At 33.9% G+C, this 18310-nt stretch carries 17 protein-coding genes; 7 read left to right on the forward strand and 10 right to left on the reverse strand.

All coding sequences use genetic code 11. The features are described from left to right. Positions 1-324: 324 nt before the first annotated feature. A complete protein-coding gene (locus ACFQ1K_RS03045) occupies positions 325-747 on the reverse strand; it encodes a thiol-disulfide oxidoreductase DCC family protein (protein WP_320554933.1) in 423 nt (140 codons plus the stop codon). A gap of 60 nt (positions 748-807) precedes the next feature. Then, a complete protein-coding gene (locus tag ACFQ1K_RS03050) occupies positions 808-2973 on the reverse strand; it encodes an endonuclease MutS2 (RefSeq protein ID WP_320554934.1) in 2166 nt (721 codons plus the stop codon). 101 nt (positions 2974-3074) lie between these two features. Here ACFQ1K_RS03050 and ACFQ1K_RS03055 point away from each other — a divergent pair, with 101 nt between their 5' ends. Then, positions 3075-3749: a uracil-DNA glycosylase gene (locus tag ACFQ1K_RS03055; RefSeq protein ID WP_320554935.1), complete on the forward strand. Its 675-nt coding sequence runs from the start codon at positions 3075-3077 to the stop codon at positions 3747-3749. 354 nt (positions 3750-4103) lie between these two features. Here ACFQ1K_RS03055 and ACFQ1K_RS03060 read toward each other — a convergent pair whose 3' ends face one another. From ACFQ1K_RS03060 to ACFQ1K_RS03080, 5 genes are read right to left on the reverse strand one after another with little or no spacing between them, the layout of a single operon-like run. Then, a complete protein-coding gene (locus ACFQ1K_RS03060) occupies positions 4104-4958 on the reverse strand; it encodes a substrate-binding domain-containing protein (RefSeq protein WP_320554936.1) in 855 nt (284 codons plus the stop codon). A 27-nt stretch (positions 4959-4985) separates the two neighbouring features. Then, a complete protein-coding gene (locus tag ACFQ1K_RS03065; protein WP_320554937.1) occupies positions 4986-5858 on the reverse strand; it encodes a nucleoside phosphorylase in 873 nt (290 codons plus the stop codon). Continuing rightward, positions 5848-6789 carry a DUF1835 domain-containing protein gene (locus ACFQ1K_RS03070; protein WP_320554938.1) on the reverse strand — a complete coding sequence of 314 codons (942 nt, stop codon included), beginning with the start codon at positions 6787-6789 and terminating at the stop codon, positions 5848-5850. Before ACFQ1K_RS03070 ends, ACFQ1K_RS03065 begins: the two co-directional genes overlap by 11 nt. A gap of 4 nt (positions 6790-6793) precedes the next feature. After that, entirely contained in the window at positions 6794-7123 is a 330-nt protein-coding gene (locus tag ACFQ1K_RS03075) for a translation initiation factor (protein WP_320554939.1), read from the reverse strand. Continuing rightward, positions 7123-8073 (reverse strand): isopenicillin N synthase family dioxygenase, encoded by a 951-nt coding sequence (locus ACFQ1K_RS03080; RefSeq protein WP_320554940.1) that lies wholly within the window; start codon positions 8071-8073, stop codon positions 7123-7125. Before ACFQ1K_RS03080 ends, ACFQ1K_RS03075 begins: the two co-directional genes overlap by 1 nt. A gap of 144 nt (positions 8074-8217) precedes the next feature. On the opposite strand from ACFQ1K_RS03080, the gene ACFQ1K_RS03085 reads away from it, so the two are divergent. The 3 genes from ACFQ1K_RS03085 to ACFQ1K_RS03095 all read left to right on the forward strand — a co-directional run bounded on the left by ACFQ1K_RS03085 (position 8218) and on the right by ACFQ1K_RS03095 (position 11644). After that, positions 8218-10218 carry an alpha-ketoacid dehydrogenase subunit alpha/beta gene (locus ACFQ1K_RS03085; protein ID WP_320554941.1) on the forward strand — a complete coding sequence of 667 codons (2001 nt, stop codon included), beginning with the start codon at positions 8218-8220 and terminating at the stop codon, positions 10216-10218. 140 nt (positions 10219-10358) lie between these two features. Further along, positions 10359-10838 (forward strand): Hsp20/alpha crystallin family protein, encoded by a 480-nt coding sequence (locus ACFQ1K_RS03090; protein ID WP_320554942.1) that lies wholly within the window; start codon positions 10359-10361, stop codon positions 10836-10838. A 434-nt stretch (positions 10839-11272) separates the two neighbouring features. Further along, complete coding sequence (locus ACFQ1K_RS03095; protein ID WP_386133880.1) at positions 11273-11644, forward strand: 3D domain-containing protein; 372 nt, start codon at positions 11273-11275, stop codon at positions 11642-11644. Here the strand turns inward: ACFQ1K_RS03095 and ACFQ1K_RS03100 are convergent. Next, the gene (locus ACFQ1K_RS03100; RefSeq protein ID WP_320554944.1) at positions 11641-12204 is read right to left on the reverse strand and encodes an ExbD/TolR family protein; all 564 of its coding nucleotides are present in this window, start codon (positions 12202-12204) and stop codon (positions 11641-11643) included. The two genes, ACFQ1K_RS03095 and ACFQ1K_RS03100, sit on opposite strands and share 4 nt — an antisense overlap. A 136-nt stretch (positions 12205-12340) precedes the next feature. On the opposite strand from ACFQ1K_RS03100, the gene ACFQ1K_RS03105 reads away from it, so the two are divergent. Both ACFQ1K_RS03105 and ACFQ1K_RS03110 read left to right on the forward strand, forming a co-directional pair. Next, on the forward strand, positions 12341-13849 hold the full coding sequence (locus ACFQ1K_RS03105) for a DEAD/DEAH box helicase (protein WP_320554945.1): 1509 nt from the start codon (positions 12341-12343) through the stop codon (positions 13847-13849). A gap of 88 nt (positions 13850-13937) precedes the next feature. After that, positions 13938-14684: a hypothetical protein gene (locus ACFQ1K_RS03110; protein ID WP_320554946.1), complete on the forward strand. Its 747-nt coding sequence runs from the start codon at positions 13938-13940 to the stop codon at positions 14682-14684. Here ACFQ1K_RS03110 and ACFQ1K_RS03115 read toward each other — a convergent pair. Further along, positions 14674-15255 carry a pseudouridine synthase gene (locus ACFQ1K_RS03115; protein WP_320554947.1) on the reverse strand — a complete coding sequence of 194 codons (582 nt, stop codon included), beginning with the start codon at positions 15253-15255 and terminating at the stop codon, positions 14674-14676. The two genes, ACFQ1K_RS03110 and ACFQ1K_RS03115, sit on opposite strands and share 11 nt — an antisense overlap. After that, positions 15234-16037: a DUF1853 family protein gene (locus ACFQ1K_RS03120; RefSeq protein WP_320554948.1), complete on the reverse strand. Its 804-nt coding sequence runs from the start codon at positions 16035-16037 to the stop codon at positions 15234-15236. The genes ACFQ1K_RS03115 and ACFQ1K_RS03120 overlap by 22 nt, the downstream gene beginning before the upstream one ends. Before the next feature lie 146 nt (positions 16038-16183). Between ACFQ1K_RS03120 and ACFQ1K_RS03125 the strand changes: the two genes are divergently transcribed. After that, positions 16184-18304 carry an elongation factor G gene (locus ACFQ1K_RS03125; RefSeq protein ID WP_320554949.1) on the forward strand — a complete coding sequence of 707 codons (2121 nt, stop codon included), beginning with the start codon at positions 16184-16186 and terminating at the stop codon, positions 18302-18304. Positions 18305-18310 lie beyond the last annotated feature (6 nt).

An 18310-nucleotide genomic window follows, 5' to 3' on the forward strand; every position in this document is an offset into this window, starting at 1 on the left:
AAAAGTACTTCAATTTGTTTGTACGGGAAATTATAATTGAGTAGAACCGTATTCTGAATGCGTGAATGGTATTTTATGATGAGTTTGTACACAACTTACAGAACATATTTGCACTTTTAACCTTTAAAACAATTAATCTGGGGTTATATCGATTTTTTTTAACAAGGCAGAATAGATTATTTTATTTTTGACTAAACAAAATATGTGCTATAACCAATTCGACGTTTTCCCTCAAACCGAATTGAATTTTGTTTGAAGTTAAATTAGTTTTAAGTAAGTTGTTAATTTAAGAAAGCCTTTTAGTTAACGTGCTAAAAGGCTTTTTTACATCAAAAACTTAGCTTTTAATTCCGGTGTGGGTATCATACAGGCCTCTTTTTTACCATACCATTGATAACGGTTTTTTGCTACATAATCATAAACCCAATTTCTTATAAAAGCAGGGATAATTAAAAACAAAGCCATTAGTTTGGTTGGAAAATTGAGTTGCTTGGCTACTTCTAGTGCAGCCGTAGATTTATAATAAATTTTTTCCTTTGTTGGACTATATAAAATAATAGAATCCACTAGTTCAGTATCTATTTCAAAATGCTCTGTAATAGTTTTACCCACATCACCTTGAAGAGGAGCAAATAAGAACTTATTCTTTTTATCGCGCTTTATCACAAACAATACACTACTGTTGCATAGATTGCAAACTCCATCAAATAAAATAAGTTCCTTATCTTTTGGTATATCATTTAACATATTACAAAGATAGGGTTTAGATACATTTTTACTAAGGTCATTAACAAGCTATTAGGTCTATTATTTCTTTGATTGCACTAGTTCTAGCAAATCCAAACTTACATTAGTGGTGAACATACCATAGTTTACAGTTGCTTTACCTTTTTCTATATCATCAATATTACCTACTGCCTTACCATCGTGCATTCGAACACGATCACCAACTTTTAATACAGGCTTTGGTTTTTCAATAACAACTTCTTTCTTCTTAGCAGCTTTTTTCTTTTTCCGAATGACGTCTACTTTCTTTTCGGCTTCTTGTTTAATCTGCTTTTCTTTAGCTTTTTCAGCACGTTTTTGTTTTGCAGACATTTTCTTTCGTTTTGCATTTTCAATTTGTACCAAACGGAAGAGCTCTGACATTAGTTCACGTTTTCTTCTGTTTTCGAAAAACTTTTCTGCAAGATCATTTACCTTTTGTCCGAGATAGATGAGGCGTTGATTACTGTCATATAACTCTTGAAAGCTTTCTAATTTCTTTTGAATCTTTTCGTTCGTCTCTTCTAATTTTTCAGCCTCAGAAAGTTTCTTTTTTTCGTTCTCCTTTAGTAAACGCTCAGTACGTTCTAGTTTGCTACGTTCTTTCTGCAACTTTGCAATAGTAGCATCAAACCTTACTTTACCACGTTCAATCTTTTTTTTCGATTTGTTTATTAAACTGTAGGGAATCCCATTTTTCTGTGCTACTTCAAACGTAAAAGAGCTACCAGCTTGACCTGTTACCAATTTGTACATGGGTTCTAAGCTCTTTTCATTAAAAAGCATATTGGCATTTTGCATGTGCGGCAGCTCGTTTGCCAATAATTTTAAGTTTGAATAGTGTGTTGTAATTATTCCAAAGGCATTACGCTCATAAAATACTTCTAAAAATGTTTCAGCTAAAGCGCCACCCAGTTCAGGATCACTTCCCGTACCAAACTCATCTATTAAGAAAAGCGTTTTTTTGTTTACTTTCTTTAAGAAGTAATTCATTTGTTTTAATCGGTAGCTATATGTGCTTAGATGATTTTCGATAGATTGATTATCCCCAATATCGCTCAAAACACGATCAAAAAAACAAGCTATACTTTTCTCATGAACAGGAATAAGCATGCCACTTTGAAGCATGACCTGCAATAGCCCAACTGTTTTTAGAGTGATGCTTTTACCGCCAGCGTTTGGACCCGAAATAACAATGATTCGATTGTCGTTATTCAGTTCAACGGTCTGAGGAAATGTCTTTTCACCTTTCTCTTTATTTGTTAAATAAAGTAATGGGTGATAGGCATCCTTAAGAATCATTCTGCGCTCGTTACTTATTTCCGGCAAAAGTGCATTCATGCTTCTGGCATATTTTGCTTTTGCGGCAATAACATCTATTTTGGTCAACAAGGATTGATAATCATGTAAAAGCGGTAGAAAAAGTCTAATATAATCGGTTAACTCTTTAAGAATTCTAATGATTTCCTCTTTCTCTTCGTATTGTAGATTGTTGAGTTCCCTGCTATGTTGCAAGGTGGTTTCTGGCTCTATATAAACAATACTGCCTGTTTTACTGCCGCCCATAATGGCGCCTTTAACTTTACGTCTGTACATCGCCTTTACAGCAAGCACACGTCTATTGTCAACAACGGATTCACGGATATCATCTAAATAATCTAAGCCATGATATCTAGTTAAGGCTGAGGAAAAACTACTATTAATCTTTCCTTTTAGCTTGCTAATTTCCTGACGCAATCTTGAAAGTTGCCCAGAAGCATCGTCTTTAATATCACCAAAACGATCTACCACAACATCTACCTGTTCTACAATAGCGGTTGTGATTTCTATGTGCTGACTATATTGGTGTAACTTTGGGTAATAGTCTTTAAATTTCTCAAAAAACTTTACCAGAGCATTAGAAGTTTGGGATATGCCCACCAATTTTTGTAAACCAGAAACTTCCAAATAGGTGTTTTCTATTGAAAGAAGCTTTATCTCTTTTGAAATGGATTCAAATCCGTGATTTGGAATACGATTATCATTATCAAAAGAAGACACATATTCATTGACATAGTCCAATTCACGAATAAGCTGTGTTTCAACCTCAAGAGGTCGTACAGCAAGAACAGCCTCTTTGCCTAAAGCTGTAATGGTTTGTTCGGAAATTTGTTCTAAAACCGTAAAGAATTCAAGGTCTTTTAGGGTTTTATCATGAATATGTATCACGTGTTCTTATTATTTTAGAATTGCAAATTTAGGGTAAATGTTGTGATATGCCTAACATCAATGTGTTATGGTAATTCTTATTTTTGAATAAAATGAAACTTATGAATGTTAGTATACATCCTAGTTGGAAAACACATTTGCAAACAGAATTCGATAAATCATATTTTAAAAGTTTGACGGATTTTGTGAAAACTGAATATAAAAATCAAAAATGTTTTCCAAAAGGTTCTGAAATATTTAATGCTTTTAATCATTGTTCCTTTGAGGATGTCAAAGTGGTAATCATTGGTCAAGATCCATACCATGGCAATGGACAGGCCAATGGACTCTGTTTTTCAGTCAATGATGGCATCCTGCATCCACCGTCGTTAATTAATATCTTTAAAGAAATAGAAGCCGATTTAGGGATACCCTATCCAAAAAGTGGAAATTTAATACCATGGGCAGATCAAGGTGTACTATTATTAAATGCTACATTAACTGTTAGAGCACATCAAGCAGGAAGTCATCAAAACAAAGGCTGGGAACAATTTACGGATGCTGTGATAAAACTAGTAAGCGAGAAAAGACAAAATCTAGTATTTTTACTTTGGGGTGGTTTCGCGAAAAAGAAAAAGCGATTAATTGACACCTCTAAACATTTTGTTTTGGAAACAGGCCATCCATCTCCATTAAGTGCGAATAGAGGTTATTGGTTTGGGAATAAACACTTTAGTAAAACTAACTCCCTGTTGCAGCAAGTTGACCAGTCGGTAATTGATTGGCAGCTAGAGTAGGTATAGGTTTTTTAGTACGTATTATACGTGGTTTTTTGTTTTCAGTTTCCCTAGAAGTTTTGTTGCAACTAAATATTAAGAGCACAAAATTTAAGGCAACTAAAAAAGACAGAATCAGAGTAATTGTTAGAATCATATTAATCTTTTTCTTGTGTTAATAGCTCGATTTGGTTAAACAAATGTAACTAAAAATTTGAAATACTGAAAGTTATGAACAAAAAGTGTAAGATTTAACTGAAAAATCGTTAACAATTTTTTAACGTCTTTTATCGATGTTTACTAATGTTATGACGATTTTCAACAAGTTGGTAAAAATTGAGAGAATTCTATTGAAGTTTTGCGAAAATTTTAAAGTTATAGTTTACAAACTATTTCATTATAATCTATTTTCTTAGATATAATATCCAGGTCAAAGAGCTGTTCTTGAACCATATTTATTGTCTCCTCATCAATCAATTCTTGAGACCATTCTGTTATGGACAACCATTCACTAACATCGTTTATATCTTGATCATAACGATTGGCAATTGTTCGGTCTATACTTGGTATTGACTTAAACTCTGCAGTAGTTGTATTTATAATATTTAAAATTGTCTTTAAGTCTTCTATATGATGTGCTATAAATTCGTCTCTGACAGCAATAACAAAACATGGCCATGGAGTAGGGCATTCACCAATACGTCTAAATGTACCGTTATCAACTAACGGTTTCGTAGTGAATTTTTCCCACATAAAGTAGTCTGCACTGCCACTTGTAAGACCTTCTACTGCACCATTAAGATTTTCAATGACTTCAAAATTAAGATCTGAATCTAAATCCCAATGATTATTTTTTGCATGGATGTAGGCCATTAAATGCGAACCTGATCCATATCTACTTATAGCGGCTCTTGTGCCTTTAATGTCCTTAATTGTTTTAAATCTTGATTTATCAGCAACATGAATTCCCCAAACCAAGGGTGTTTCAACAAAGGTTTGTACAATATGCGATGGGTTACCCTCTATGATATCTTTTACAATACCTTCTGTTAAAATTACTGCAATATCTATATCTCCTGAACGAAGTGCTTTGCACATGTCACCAGTACCTCCATAATAATCGTGCCAACGAAGATTAATATCTTCTGCTTTATATTCTCCATTTTTGAGGGTTAAATACCAGGCAAGATTAAAATGTTCAGGAACTCCTCCTATGTTTACTTTTTTCATCTATACTGAGTGTGTATTTTAGTGCGACTAAATATTAACAATTCGTTCCAAGGCATAGACAATCAATTTCTCAACAGTTGCCTTTGGGTCTTTACTAAAGTCGCCAGTAGCTCGATTTGCAATTATGGCATTCAAGGAAAGAGCCTCATGGCCAAGTAATTTTGATAGACCGTAAATAACAGAGGTTTCCATTTCAAAATTTGTAATCCGGAAATTTTTATAATTAAAGTTGTCTAATTTGGCATTTAAACCAGCATCATGCAAAGGGAGACGTAATACGCGACCTTGTGGCCCGTAGAACCCACCTGCAGTACCTGTCATACCTTTGAATATTTTTTTGCTTTCAAAATACTTCTCTAAGTATTTGCTATTGTTAATAATTATGGGCCTTGCTTTATTTTTGTCCCAATTGGTATGTGCAATAAAGGCATCTTCAATCTCAGGATTACTAATGCCATCGATCTGATAGAAATGTAACATACCATTAAGGTCTAAACCATGAGTGCTCATTACAAAAGCATCAACAGGTATATCAGCTTGCAATGATCCTGATGTCCCTATCCTTATGATATTAAGGCTAGTGAGATTAGTTTTAGGTTTTCGTGTTTTTAAATCGATATTAACTAAAGCGTCTAATTCGTTAAGAACAATGTCAATATTGTCTGGCCCTATACCAGTAGACAACACGGTAATTCTTCTATCTTTATAATAACCTGTTTGGGTTTTGAACTCACGTTTTTGAGTGCTGAACTCTATACTATCGAAGTGTTTGGTTATTTTTTCAACACGATCCTGGTCTCCCACAAATATAATAGTATCCGAAATATCCTCTGGCTTAAGATTTAAATGATAAACACTGCCATCTGGATTTAAAATAAGTTCTGAGTCTTTAATTGACATGCAATATGGTCTTTACAAGTTTGTTTTGGTCTACACTAAATTGAAATTCAAGGCGATTTACACCACCGTAAGTCATGTTGTTATTGACTTCTGCTGCGAAATTGTGTTGTCGTAACAGGGCCTCATGTCCTTTTCTATTCAGTTTTAAACTGTTTTCGGTTTCTTCGAAAAAGATACTCAATTTTTCTATTAATCGTCGATGTTGAGAATCACCAAAACCATAATACCCCTGATAATTAAGGCTATACCCTAATAGGTGATGTTTGGATTTTATATCATTATCCCTAACAAGTCTAAGAATATTGTCTTCCAATACACTTAACCCACTTTTTTGATGAGGAAAACGCTTCAAATGCGCTTTTAAACAACTGCTCATGTAGGCAAAATTGGACTGCTTTGTAATGTATGGCTTAAGAATATTATGATCTTTACCACAATAGGTCCTCCATAGTGTAATCGCTAACTGCTTATCATCGTCAGTTAATCGAATACGTTTCTGATAATGATCTAATAATTGGGCTTGGGTAAGTTCGCTTAAACCTTTTAAATTTTTTTCTCCTTCAACGCGACCACTACATACAAGGTAAAGCGGCTTTTTAATTTCTTTTTGATGCAAAAGATTGATAACACCAAGTAGATTGATATGGCAGAATAAATCGTACTCAAACCAAAGATGAATTTCATCATACTTATTGGCATCATTCAACTTTGACAATTCCTTTTCAAGTTCTTTATTATCAACTACAATGTCGTAAAACTCTTTTAAGAATTTTGCCCTTATTTCAAAGAATTCTTTAGAGTCAATCTTTGCAATGGTTGGCCCTTCGCAAAGCATTTCTTGCCAGGTCAAAATATCATCTTTAAAATCTAGTTCTCTCAGATATTCTGTGAGTGCATTTCCATTAGTAATATGAAGGATTTGTTGCGTCATAAAATCAACCTCCAACACGTTTTACACTAAAACCCTTTTCTTTGAGAATAGTCATAATCTTATCTCTGAAGTCTCCTTGTATAATTATTTTATCGTCTTTGAAACTACCACCAACACTAAGTTTTGTTTTTAGTTCCTTGGCTAGTTTTTTAAAATCCTCTGTTGCACCTGTATAGCCTTCTAAAATTGTAATAGGTTTGCCTTTACGCTTTTCATATTTACAAATTATAGGATCGTCTTGTAACCAAATGCCACTTTGCTCTCCATCTTCATGTTCCGATGTTTCAGAAACATGGTCTGGAAACAAATTTTTTAGTTGATCTTTAAGGTCCATTATTTCTTAATTAATCCTAGTTCAACTAAACGTTCATTTAAAAATTCACCAGCAGTAATATCATCATATAGTTTTGGGTGTTCATCATCAATACAACTATCTAAAACATCCAATTTCATTTCTGAGATAGGATGCATAAAGAATGGAATGGAGTAACGGGACGTTCCCCAAAGTTCACGTGGCGGATTCACAACACGGTGTATGGTAGACTTTAATTTATTGTTGGTATGTCTAGATAGCATATCTCCAACATTTATCATTAATTCATCTGGCTCAGCAATAGCATCTAACCATTCACCATCATGACGCTGAACTTGCAAGCCACGTCCTTGAGCACCCATTAGAAGGGTAATAAGATTAATATCCCCATGAGCAGCCGCTCTTACAGCGTTTTTAGGTTCTTCCGTAATCGGTGGATAATGAATAGGTCTTAAAATTGAATTACCATTATGAATATATTCATCAAAATAGGTTTCTTCCAAACCTAAATGTAATGCTAAGGCTCTAAGTACATATTTTGCTGTCTTTTCTAGCATTTTATAGGCTTCTTTTCCTACAGTATTAAAATCTGGTAATTCCTTGACTTCAACATTTTCAGGGTATTCTTTTTTGCGTTCTTCGTCATCCTCTACATACTGACCAAAATGCCAAAACTCTTTTAAATCTCCTTCCTTTTTACCCTTAGCGCTTTCCTTCCCAAAAGACACATAACCCCTTTGGCCACCGATACCAGGGATTTCATAGCTCTCTTTTACCTCTAAAGGTAAGTTAAAAAAGTTACGAACTTCACCATAAAGACGGTCTACCAAATCATCATCTAAAAAATGGCCCTTTAAAGCTACAAAACCTATATCTTGATAGGCCTTGCCAATTTCATTTATAAACTTTTGCTTTCTATTTGGATCATCAGAAAGAAAATCCTTTAAATCTACACTAGGTATTCTATCCATTGTAATTTCATTTGAAAATTTAGTCAATATACAAAAGTAACTAAATACTCATGAATTATAAATATGAAATACTTACAATTGAATTCTGTTTTCGGTAATATTGAAGCATTTTATTTACATTTGGAGCAATAGAAATTATAATATATGCCAACCATAACCAAAAGCAATATAGATTACGACAAACGCAATTTGAGTGATAAGGTTTTATTGAAACTTTATTACAACATGCTTAAACCTCGCCTAATAGAGGAAAAAATGTTGATTTTACTTCGTCAAGGTAAAATTTCAAAATGGTTTTCAGGGATTGGTCAAGAGGCTATAGCTGTAGGTGTAACTATGGCTTTAAAACCAAGTGAGTATATATTACCAATGCACCGAAACCTAGGTGTTTTTACCACTAGGGAAATTCCTTTGCACCGTTTATTTTGTCAGTGGCAAGGTAAGGCAAGTGGTTTTACAAAGGGCAGGGATCGCTCGTTCCATTTTGGTACCCAAGAATACAATATTGTAGGTATGATTTCTCACCTAGGTCCTCAACTCGGTGTTGCGGATGGAATTGCTTTGGGTAATCTTTTAAAAAACAATGGTCAGGTTACTGCGGTTTTTACAGGTGAAGGTGGTACGAGTGAAGGTGATTTCCATGAGGCATTGAATGTGGCGTCTGTCTGGCAATTACCAGTTATATTTTGTATTGAGAATAACGGTTATGGGCTTTCAACACCTACAAATGAACAATATCATTGTAAACATTTGGCCGATAGAGGAAAAGGCTATGGCATTGAATCCTTTGTACTGGATGGTAATAATATTATCGAAACCTATTCGAAGGTTAAAAAGCTTGCGGAAAGTATAAGAAAACGACCAAGACCCATCTTAATAGAGTTTAAAACATTTAGACGACGTGGCCATGAAGAAGCTAGTGGTACAAAATATGTACCTAATGCTTTGATGGAAGAATGGGAGGCCAAGGATCCAATTGAGAATTTTAGAAGCTATTTGTTTAGCAAAAAAATATTATCTGCAGAAGTGGATGAGCAATATATATCTGAAATTAAATCTGAAATCGATACTTCATTGGAATCTGCTTACGCGGAAGCAGATATCACATCCAATGAAATAAATGAATTAGGTGATGTATATCAAACCTTTGATTATAAAGATATTAACCCAAGTAAAGAACTTAAAGAAGTACGATTAATTGACGCTATTTCTGAAGGTTTAAGTCAATCTATGGAAAAGCACAAGGACTTGGTAATTATGGGACAAGATATCGCGGAATATGGTGGTGTTTTCAAAATTACGGAAGGCTTTGTAGAGCAATTTGGAAAAGAGAGGGTTAGAAATACACCAATCTGTGAATCTGCAATTGTAGAGACAGGCATGGGATTATCGATTATAGGTATGAAAGCTGTTGTTGAGATGCAATTTTCGGATTTTGTAACATCAGGTTTTAATCCTATAGTGAATTATTTGGCAAAGTCGTATTACCGATGGAAACAAAATGCAGATGTTGTGATTAGAATGCCTTGTGGTGCTGGTGTAGCAGCAGGTCCATTTCATTCGCAAACCAACGAAGCGTGGTTTACAAAAACACCAGGATTAAAAGTGGTTTACCCTGCTTTTCCTTATGACGCTAAAGGCTTGTTGGCAACAGCCATAAATGATCCAAACCCAGTCCTATTTTTTGAACATAAGGCGTTATATAGAAGTATAAGACAGGAAGTGCCTGTAGATTATTATACATTACCTTTTGGCAAAGCCTCACTCTTAAAAGAAGGTGAAGCAGTTACCATAATCACCTACGGCGCTGGTGTGCATTGGGCCTTAGAAACTTTAGAAAACAATACTGATATTTCAGCAGATTTAATAGACTTGAGAACGCTTCAACCTTTAGATAAAGAAGCTATATTTAATTCAGTTAAAAAGACAGGTAGAGCAATCATTCTTCAAGAGGATAGTATGTTTGGTGGCATTGCCAGTGATATTTCTGCACTAATAATGGAAGAGTGCTTTGAATATTTAGATGCACCAGTAAAGCGTGTAGCCAGTATGGAAACACCAATACCATTTGCGCCACAACTCGAAGCGCAATATTTAGCCAAAGGCAAGTTTTATGAAGCATTGTTAGAACTATTAGCGTATTAGGCATTACTTCGTATAATACTGTTTTTTAATAAGTTAACTGAAATATTGTCAGTGTTTCTGAAAATATTTCAGTCGTATTGAATTGGCATTTATTTTGCTCATCAATTGTAAAATGAATGTTTAATTAAAATTTAAATCTTATGAGCAATTTAATTCCAACTGTAAAAAATGGTAGTGAGTCAAATTCTGGTTTAGGTTTTAAAACACTGCCAAGCTTATCATCATGGATGGATGATATCATTAACAAAAGTTTTGGTAACGAATTTATATCAAACTTTAATACAGGGATTACCTTACCTGCCGTAAATGTGTTAGATCATGATGAGGAGTATATTGTAGAGATGGCTGTTCCAGGATTAAAAAAATCAGATTTTGATATTAACTTAGATAATCAAATGCTATCAATTTCTGCTGAATTAAATACAGAAGACGAAGACTCCAATTTAAACTTTACAAGACGTGAGTTTGGTTATTCTTCATTCAAACGAACCTTTTCGTTGCCAGAAACAGTAGAATTTGATAAAATAAAAGCCAAATACGAAGATGGAATCCTTAGAGTTTTATTGCCAAAACGTGACGAGGCCAAGAAAAAACCTATAAAACAGATAAAGATTTCATAAGGGGTAGTATTGATTCCACTAAGTAAAAAAACCAACACTTTTTCAGTGTTGGTTTTTATTTTTCTGTTTTTGGGTGATTAGTCCAATTCATAATTTAATGTTTTCCAAGTCATCATCTAAACTGTGAGATGTATTGACAATTTTTGATAAAGCTTTCATAATTGATTTAATTTAATGATTGATGATTGTCGTTATGATCTGTAACGTCTTTTACTGTTCCAAGTATAACTTCTTGTTTCTGTTGCAGTACTTGTTAATTGATTGTTGTTTAAAGTTCTCATAATTTTCGTTTTTTAATTGATTACACTTAATAGACGAGCAAACTTTAGAAATGTTACAGTACTTTGTATAACATAGTTGTAATTTAACGTTTTTTAACTATTCTGTATCTTTAGTTCATGAAAATCAGGATTTTAATACTTCTATTTTGTGTAATGATGTTCAGTTGTAATGAGCAATCAACGGATTGCACATTAAAATCGTATACAGTAACAGCTACAGCCTATAATTCGTTAGCTTATCAAACTAATTCAAATCCTAGTATCACGGCTTTTGGGGATAGTTTAAAACCAGGTCTTAGATATATAGCTGTTTCGAGAGACTTATTGGATTCAGGTTTAGTTCATGATACCAAAGTTAAGATTGAAGGTTTCGATAGTCTCTTTACAGTAAAGGACAAAATGAATAGACGCTGGCGAAAACGCATTGATATCTACATGGGTAGGGATGTAAAAAAAGCTAAAAAATGGGGCAAAAAAAAGGTGACTATTGAATATTGTATCCCGGTTAATGATTCTCTTCGTTAATCACGTTTCACCAACACTTCAGAGACAATAAATGGATAGGCATTTTTTACTATTTTGAATTCCTCATCGGTAATCTCTTCTGGTTTTTTATTAAACGTTTGTTTAATATAGTTTGCTCTTAATTCATAAAATGCTTTTGTGATTTCATCCTGTATCGCTATAAATAGTTGATACTTTGTTAAAGCATCATGACTCAAAGAGATGACAGCTTCTCTGGGGTGATCTGATGATTCGGAAAGCTTTTTACCCATACAATAATCACATTGCGATGCACCATTATTGTCTACAAAAGATTTTACTAATTCTTTTACTTCTTCAAGCGTTACTACTTTATCTTCAATCAAAATTTCTTGATGTCTGTTTGCATTTATCCTAAGAATGTTTCGCTCATGTATAGGTTTTGAACAATCTTTTGTAGGGCAGTCCTTAGGTAATTGTCTCAAAATACCCTTATCAGCGGAAATGGTCGTTGTTACCAAAAAGAAAATGAGTAATAGGAATGCAATGTCTGCCATAGATCCTGCATTGATCGTTGCAGGATGTCTTCGAAATGATTTCATATGATATTATTTAAAGGTTAATGTTTTCTTAAGCACAATAACGGTACCAATCTTGTTAAAGGTTATTAACAATTCATTCCATAAACACTTACAATATGCTATTTTTGCAAAATTAACGTTCGAGGAAATTTATCATATGTCTATAGACACAATTAAAGAATCCACATCTGAGAAAAAACTCTACGACTATCAAATCAAAGATCTTAATCGCATTTTTGATGTCATGGATGAAGAGGCTGATGATTTTAATCTCCTTTATCAGCTCCCTACAGGCGGTGGTAAAACAGTAATTTTCTCAGAAATCGTTAGGAAATATATAGAGCGACAGAATAAAAAGGTAGTCATCCTTACGCATAGAATTGAGCTTTGTAAGCAAACCTCTAATGTCCTTTCTGGTTTTAACGTTAAGAATAAAGTGATTAACAGTAAGGTTAAAACCCTGCCAGACCAAGATGACTATAAATGTTTTGTGGCTATGGTAGAAACATTAAATAATCGCTTGTCCGATAAAGATTTTGAACTTAAAGATATTGGACTGGTTATTATTGATGAAGCTCATTACAATTCCTTTAGGAAACTATTTAAATTTTTTGAGCATTGTTTTATCCTTGGTGTTACTGCTACGCCATTAAGTAGTAACATAAAGTTGCCTATGAAAGATAATTACGACAAATTAATTGTTGGTGATGATATTTCAACGTTGATAAAAAATGGGTTTTTAGCCAGTGCCGAAGTTCACCATTATGATGTCGGGTTGACTTCCCTGAAAATTGGAATTAACGGTGATTATACCGTTAAGTCTTCAGAAGCATTATATACCAATTCATTGATGCAAACCAAACTGCTTTCTGCTTATGAGGAATTGGCAAAAGGTAAAAAAACACTTATTTTTAATAATGGTATCTATACATCTAAAGAAGTGTTTTACACTTTTAAAAAAGCAGGTTACAACGTAAGACATTTAGATAATACGGCGAGCAAACAAGAGCGCAAAGATGTATTGAAGTGGTTTAAACACACACCAGATGCCGTACTAACCTCCGTAAGTATACTTACCACTGGTTTTGATGAACCATCTGTAGAATCAATAATCCTAAATAGAGCTACACGTTCTTTAACCCTATATTTTCAGATGATAGGCCGTGGTAGCCGAATTTATAAAGATCGCAAAACGTTTCAGGTTATAGATTTAGGGAATAACGTGTCAAGATTTGGCCCTTGGAGCCAACCCGTTGATTGGAATCATATCTTTAAATATCCAGATTTATATCTAGAAAACATTATAGATGATGAAGCTTTAGAGCGTGATTTTGTCTATGTCATGCCAGATACCTTGAAAGAGAAATTCAAAAAATCAGAAACCTTAGAATTTGATGTTAAGGCCGCCTATAAAGATGCTATTAATTCTGGAAAAAAGTCTTTCACCGTTATCGAGCAATCCATTGCCCAGCACTCTCAAATATGTATTGAAAATAGTGAGGATATTTATGAGGCTAGGGCCTTGGCAAAACTTCTTCAAGATGAGATTTCCTATCGTATAAAGCAATACGGTTATTGTATCATGAATAGTACTGACAATTATAAGGATTGGTTATTTGAAGAATACAATCGTAAGCTCCGAATAAGCTTCAACGGTAAGTTTTAACGTTTTTTTGTAAGGAATTATTTTTTTATACGTTTATTTTGAAATAGGTATAGTTTTTGCGCTACAGGTTATAGATATCTATTTTTTTGTGAAATATTTTAAACTAATATTATTTTCCCTTTGTCTGTTTTACGGAACAGCCACTTTTTCTCAGGTTACTGACAATGAGAAGAAAACCATTCGTATACCAGCAGAACCCTCTAAAACAAAAAAAGACTCACTACCAGTAAAAGTAAAAGTAGCACCGAAGCTTGAAAAAAAGGACAATAACTCCAGTGGTAAATCTAAAGAAGAGGAGAAAAAGAAATTTATAATAAAAGATTCTGAAAAGCCATTTTCTATGATAGAGGAAGATGGACTAAAAAGTCCTGCCGAAATCTTTGAAAAACGATGGAGTAAAGATTTAGAAAAAGGAGGTGTAGTCAAAACCATGTCCGATCAATTTTTGGGAGAGCATCGCGTAGATACAAAGTTTGTAAATATTATTTGTAGGGATCATGAATACCCTGATGGAGACCGGGTACGAATTTATATAAATGACATTGTTGTTAAGGAAAATTTACTGCTTAGAAGTAGCTACAGACGTGTCGAGGTGGATTTGATTCAAGGCAAAAACACAGTGGTCATTGAGGCATTGAACCAAGGAGAATCAGGCCCTAATACAGCCGAGTTCATAGTTTATGATGATCAAGGCAAACAAATATCTTCAAAAGAGTGGAATCTATTGACTGGAGTGAAGGCCATTATTGTCTTTCAAAATGAAAAAACAGTCATCAAGGAAAAATCTGAAGTTGAAAAGAGTTCAGAAAAAGAAGAGACCGCTTCTAATAACTGATGGTTTCAATATCGCCTGGCGACATCATTCCTAGCTTATAATCACCTATTCTAACCCTTACTAATCTCAAAGTGGGTAAACCTATCTTTGCCGTCATTTTACGGACTTGTCTAAACTTCCCTTCCGTCAAAACTATCTTTAGCCAAGAAGTGGGTCCATGCTTATCATCTCTAACATATCGTTCAACAATATGTGAGGTGTCTTCAAGCAATTCGGCATAACAAGACTTGGTGATATAGGGTTTACCATTAACAGTGATTTCAACACCGGTTTTTAATGAATCTATTTCCTGTTGCGTAATTAGCCCATCAACCATAACATGGTATTCCTTTTCAATCTTAGTACTAGTAATATAATTACTGAATTTTCCATCTGTTGTAAGTAGGAGCAAACCTTCGGATTTTTCGTCTAATCTTCCTACGGCCATAATAGTTTCAGGAAGATCATAAATTTCAGATAATAACCTCTTATTTCGTCGTTTATTCTGATTATTAATAAACTGACTTAAATATCCATAAGGTTTATAGATCTTAAAATAGCTATTCTCATTTACCACCACGTTACAAAACATTTTGTCAATTGATTATTTTCATCCTTTAACCAGCAAAGTGGTGACTGTTTTTTATCCATAAACATCCCTATGGCTGTAACAGCATCATTAAAATTAAGCCATTTTACATTCAATTGAGGTTCAACCAACCAATCCAATTTAATCGGTATATAGAAATGATATTTCTTGAGAATTTCAATTTGATTAAAATGTATATAAAAACCTTGTATGCAATCTTTATTTAATGCTTTAAAAACAATAGTTCTTTTATGATACGGCACAAATAACTGTGCTTTAAAATTGACAAACTGTTTGATATCATTGCTGTTTAAACCTAATCTCTTTAAAGCTGGTTGTGTTTCAGGTTGTAATAATAGCGGTAATTGTTTATTGGTTAACTTTTTTAATTTCAGAGTTAAACTATCCGTTCTATTTGGTCCAATCCAATAATCCAAGTGGTGATCATATTCCTTTGTATCATCATATAAATAGAATTTGTATGCTATTTCTAAATGTATGGATTGCTCTTGTTGAAGTAACAAAACATCTATTTCGCCAATGGTTTGTTTGTTGTTTTTAACCTGAAGGTTCTCAGCAATTATTTTAATCCCTTCGATTTGTTGTAATTGAAAGGCTGTAAATATTTCAATCCATTTCCCTAAGCGTAATTTTTTATGATTTCTTTCGGGATTATAGTTTAGGTCAACAAAAGGGATAGTGAATTGTGGGAGAGTTTCAATGGCATTAAAATCCCATAATTGTGCTGTTTTTTGAAAACCCTTAAATCTATCCGTAAAATTCAAAACTGCTGTAAATTAATTGTTGTAAAAAACCTGATGAAAACAAAAATATTGAAAACCTAACTTATATCATGTTTTTTCTTTTTTACTAGGGTTACCTTTAAAGGTATAATTTTCAAGGAGTTTTAATATTCAAAATTACATGACATATGAAAGTATTCGATAACAAACACATCAAAAATGTGGCATTTGTTGGTGCGCATCGCTCTGGCAAAACCACTTTATCTGAGACCATGCTTTTTGAGGCAGGTTTAATAAATAGAAGAGGTACAGTAGAGCAACAAAATACAGTTTCCGATTATCATGAATTTGAGCACCGCAGAGGTGCTTCTGTTTTTGCGACCCCTTTACATACTGAGTGGCGCAATTACAAGATTAATATCATAGACACACCAGGTTTGGACGATTTTATAGGTGAAATTATGTCATCTATCAGAGTAGCAGACACTATCGTAACAGTAATTAACGCGAAGCATGGTGCAGACATTGGTACAGAAATTATTTGGAATTATGTAGATAAATATCATAAACCAACACTATTTGTCATTAATAAAATAGATAGTGAAAAGGCCAATTTTGAAAAAAGCTATGAAAGCTTAAAAGAACTAGTTGGTAACAACGCTGTATTGGTTCAGTATCCTATAAAAATTGACGGGGCACAATGTATTATTGATGTTTTAAAAATGAAATGCTACAAGTTTGGACCTGAAGGTGGCAAACCTGAAAAATTACCAATTCCGGATGATCAACTTGAGTATGCAAAACAACTTCATAATGAGTTGGTAGAAAAAGCAGCAGAAAATGACGAAGAATTAATGGAACTCTACTTTGATAAAGGAACGCTAAATGAAGAAGAGTTGCGTAAAGGCATAAAACTTGGTATGCTCAATCATGATTTCTTCCCTGTGTTCTGTGTATCCGCATTAAAAGATATGGGAACAGGAAGGCTTATGGGCTTTATTGATAATGTAGCACCTGCTGCTGCTGATTTAAAACCAGAACAAACTTTAGAAGGTGATCTTGTAAAACCTGAATTAGAAGCAGATACCTCTTTATTTGTCTTCAAAACAATATACCAACCAAACCTGGGTCAGATTACATTTTTTAAAGTGAAGTCTGGTGAGGTAAATGTGAACGACAAATTATTTATTACACGTACTGGTGAAAGCGAAACATTGAACCAGTTATACATTATGGATGGCAAAGAAAAGCATGCTGTTCAAAAACTAACTACTGGAGATATTGGTGCAACAACCAAACTTAAATATACCGAAACCAATGATACGTTAGCTTCAAAAGCTGAGGCAGGGACGATTAAACCTATTAAATTTCCACAACCACGATTAGTAAAGGCTGTTTTTGCTGAAAACTCAAGTGAAGAAGAGAAACTGAGTGAAGCTTTAAAACGCATCCATAGTCAAGATTTAACAGTAGACTTAAGCTATAACAGCGAAACACACCAAACTTTAGTTGGTACACAGGGAGAACTTCATTTGGCGACATTGACTTGGATATTAGAAAACATCTATGACGTAAAAGCAAGATTTGAAGCTCCGAAAATATCTTATCGTGAAACCATTCAGCGCAGTGCAACAGCTAATTACAGACACAAAAAACAAAGTGGAGGCTCTGGTCAGTTTGGACAAGTGCATTTAAAAATAGAACCGTACTATGAAGGCATGCCAGAACCTGAAGGGTTTTCATTACGAGGCAAAGAAGAAGTAGACTTGCCTTGGGAAGGGAAATTAGTTTTTTATAATTGTATTGTTGGTGGTGTTATAGACCAACGTTATTTACCTTCCATAATGAAAGGAATTCTAGAGGTTATGGAATCTGGTCCTTTAACCAAATCTTACATAAGAGACGTCAGAGTAATGGTTTACGATGGTAAGATGCATGCTGTAGATTCTAACGACATTTCATTTAAAATAGCTGGTGCTAACGCCTTTAAGGAAGCATTTTTAAATGCGAATCCTAAACTTTTAGAGCCGATTGATCACATGACCTTACGTGTACCAGAACAAATGGTAGGGAGTGTTATGACCGAACTCCAAAGTAGACGAGCTATGATTCAGGGTGTAGAAACGGAATTTAATTACCAAATACTTAAATGTACAATTCCTTCAGCTGAATTAACGGATTTCTCGACTCAGTTACGCTCATTAACGCAGGGTAGAGCCACGTATTCAACAACCTTTGATGGCTATGCTTCCGTACCAAATCATATACAAAAGGAATTAATAAAAGAACAAGAATTAATAACCACCTAAAACATT

Source organism: Winogradskyella aquimaris (assembly GCF_042676105.1).
In the GTDB taxonomy this organism is placed as follows: Bacteria; Bacteroidota; Bacteroidia; order Flavobacteriales; family Flavobacteriaceae; genus Winogradskyella; species Winogradskyella aquimaris.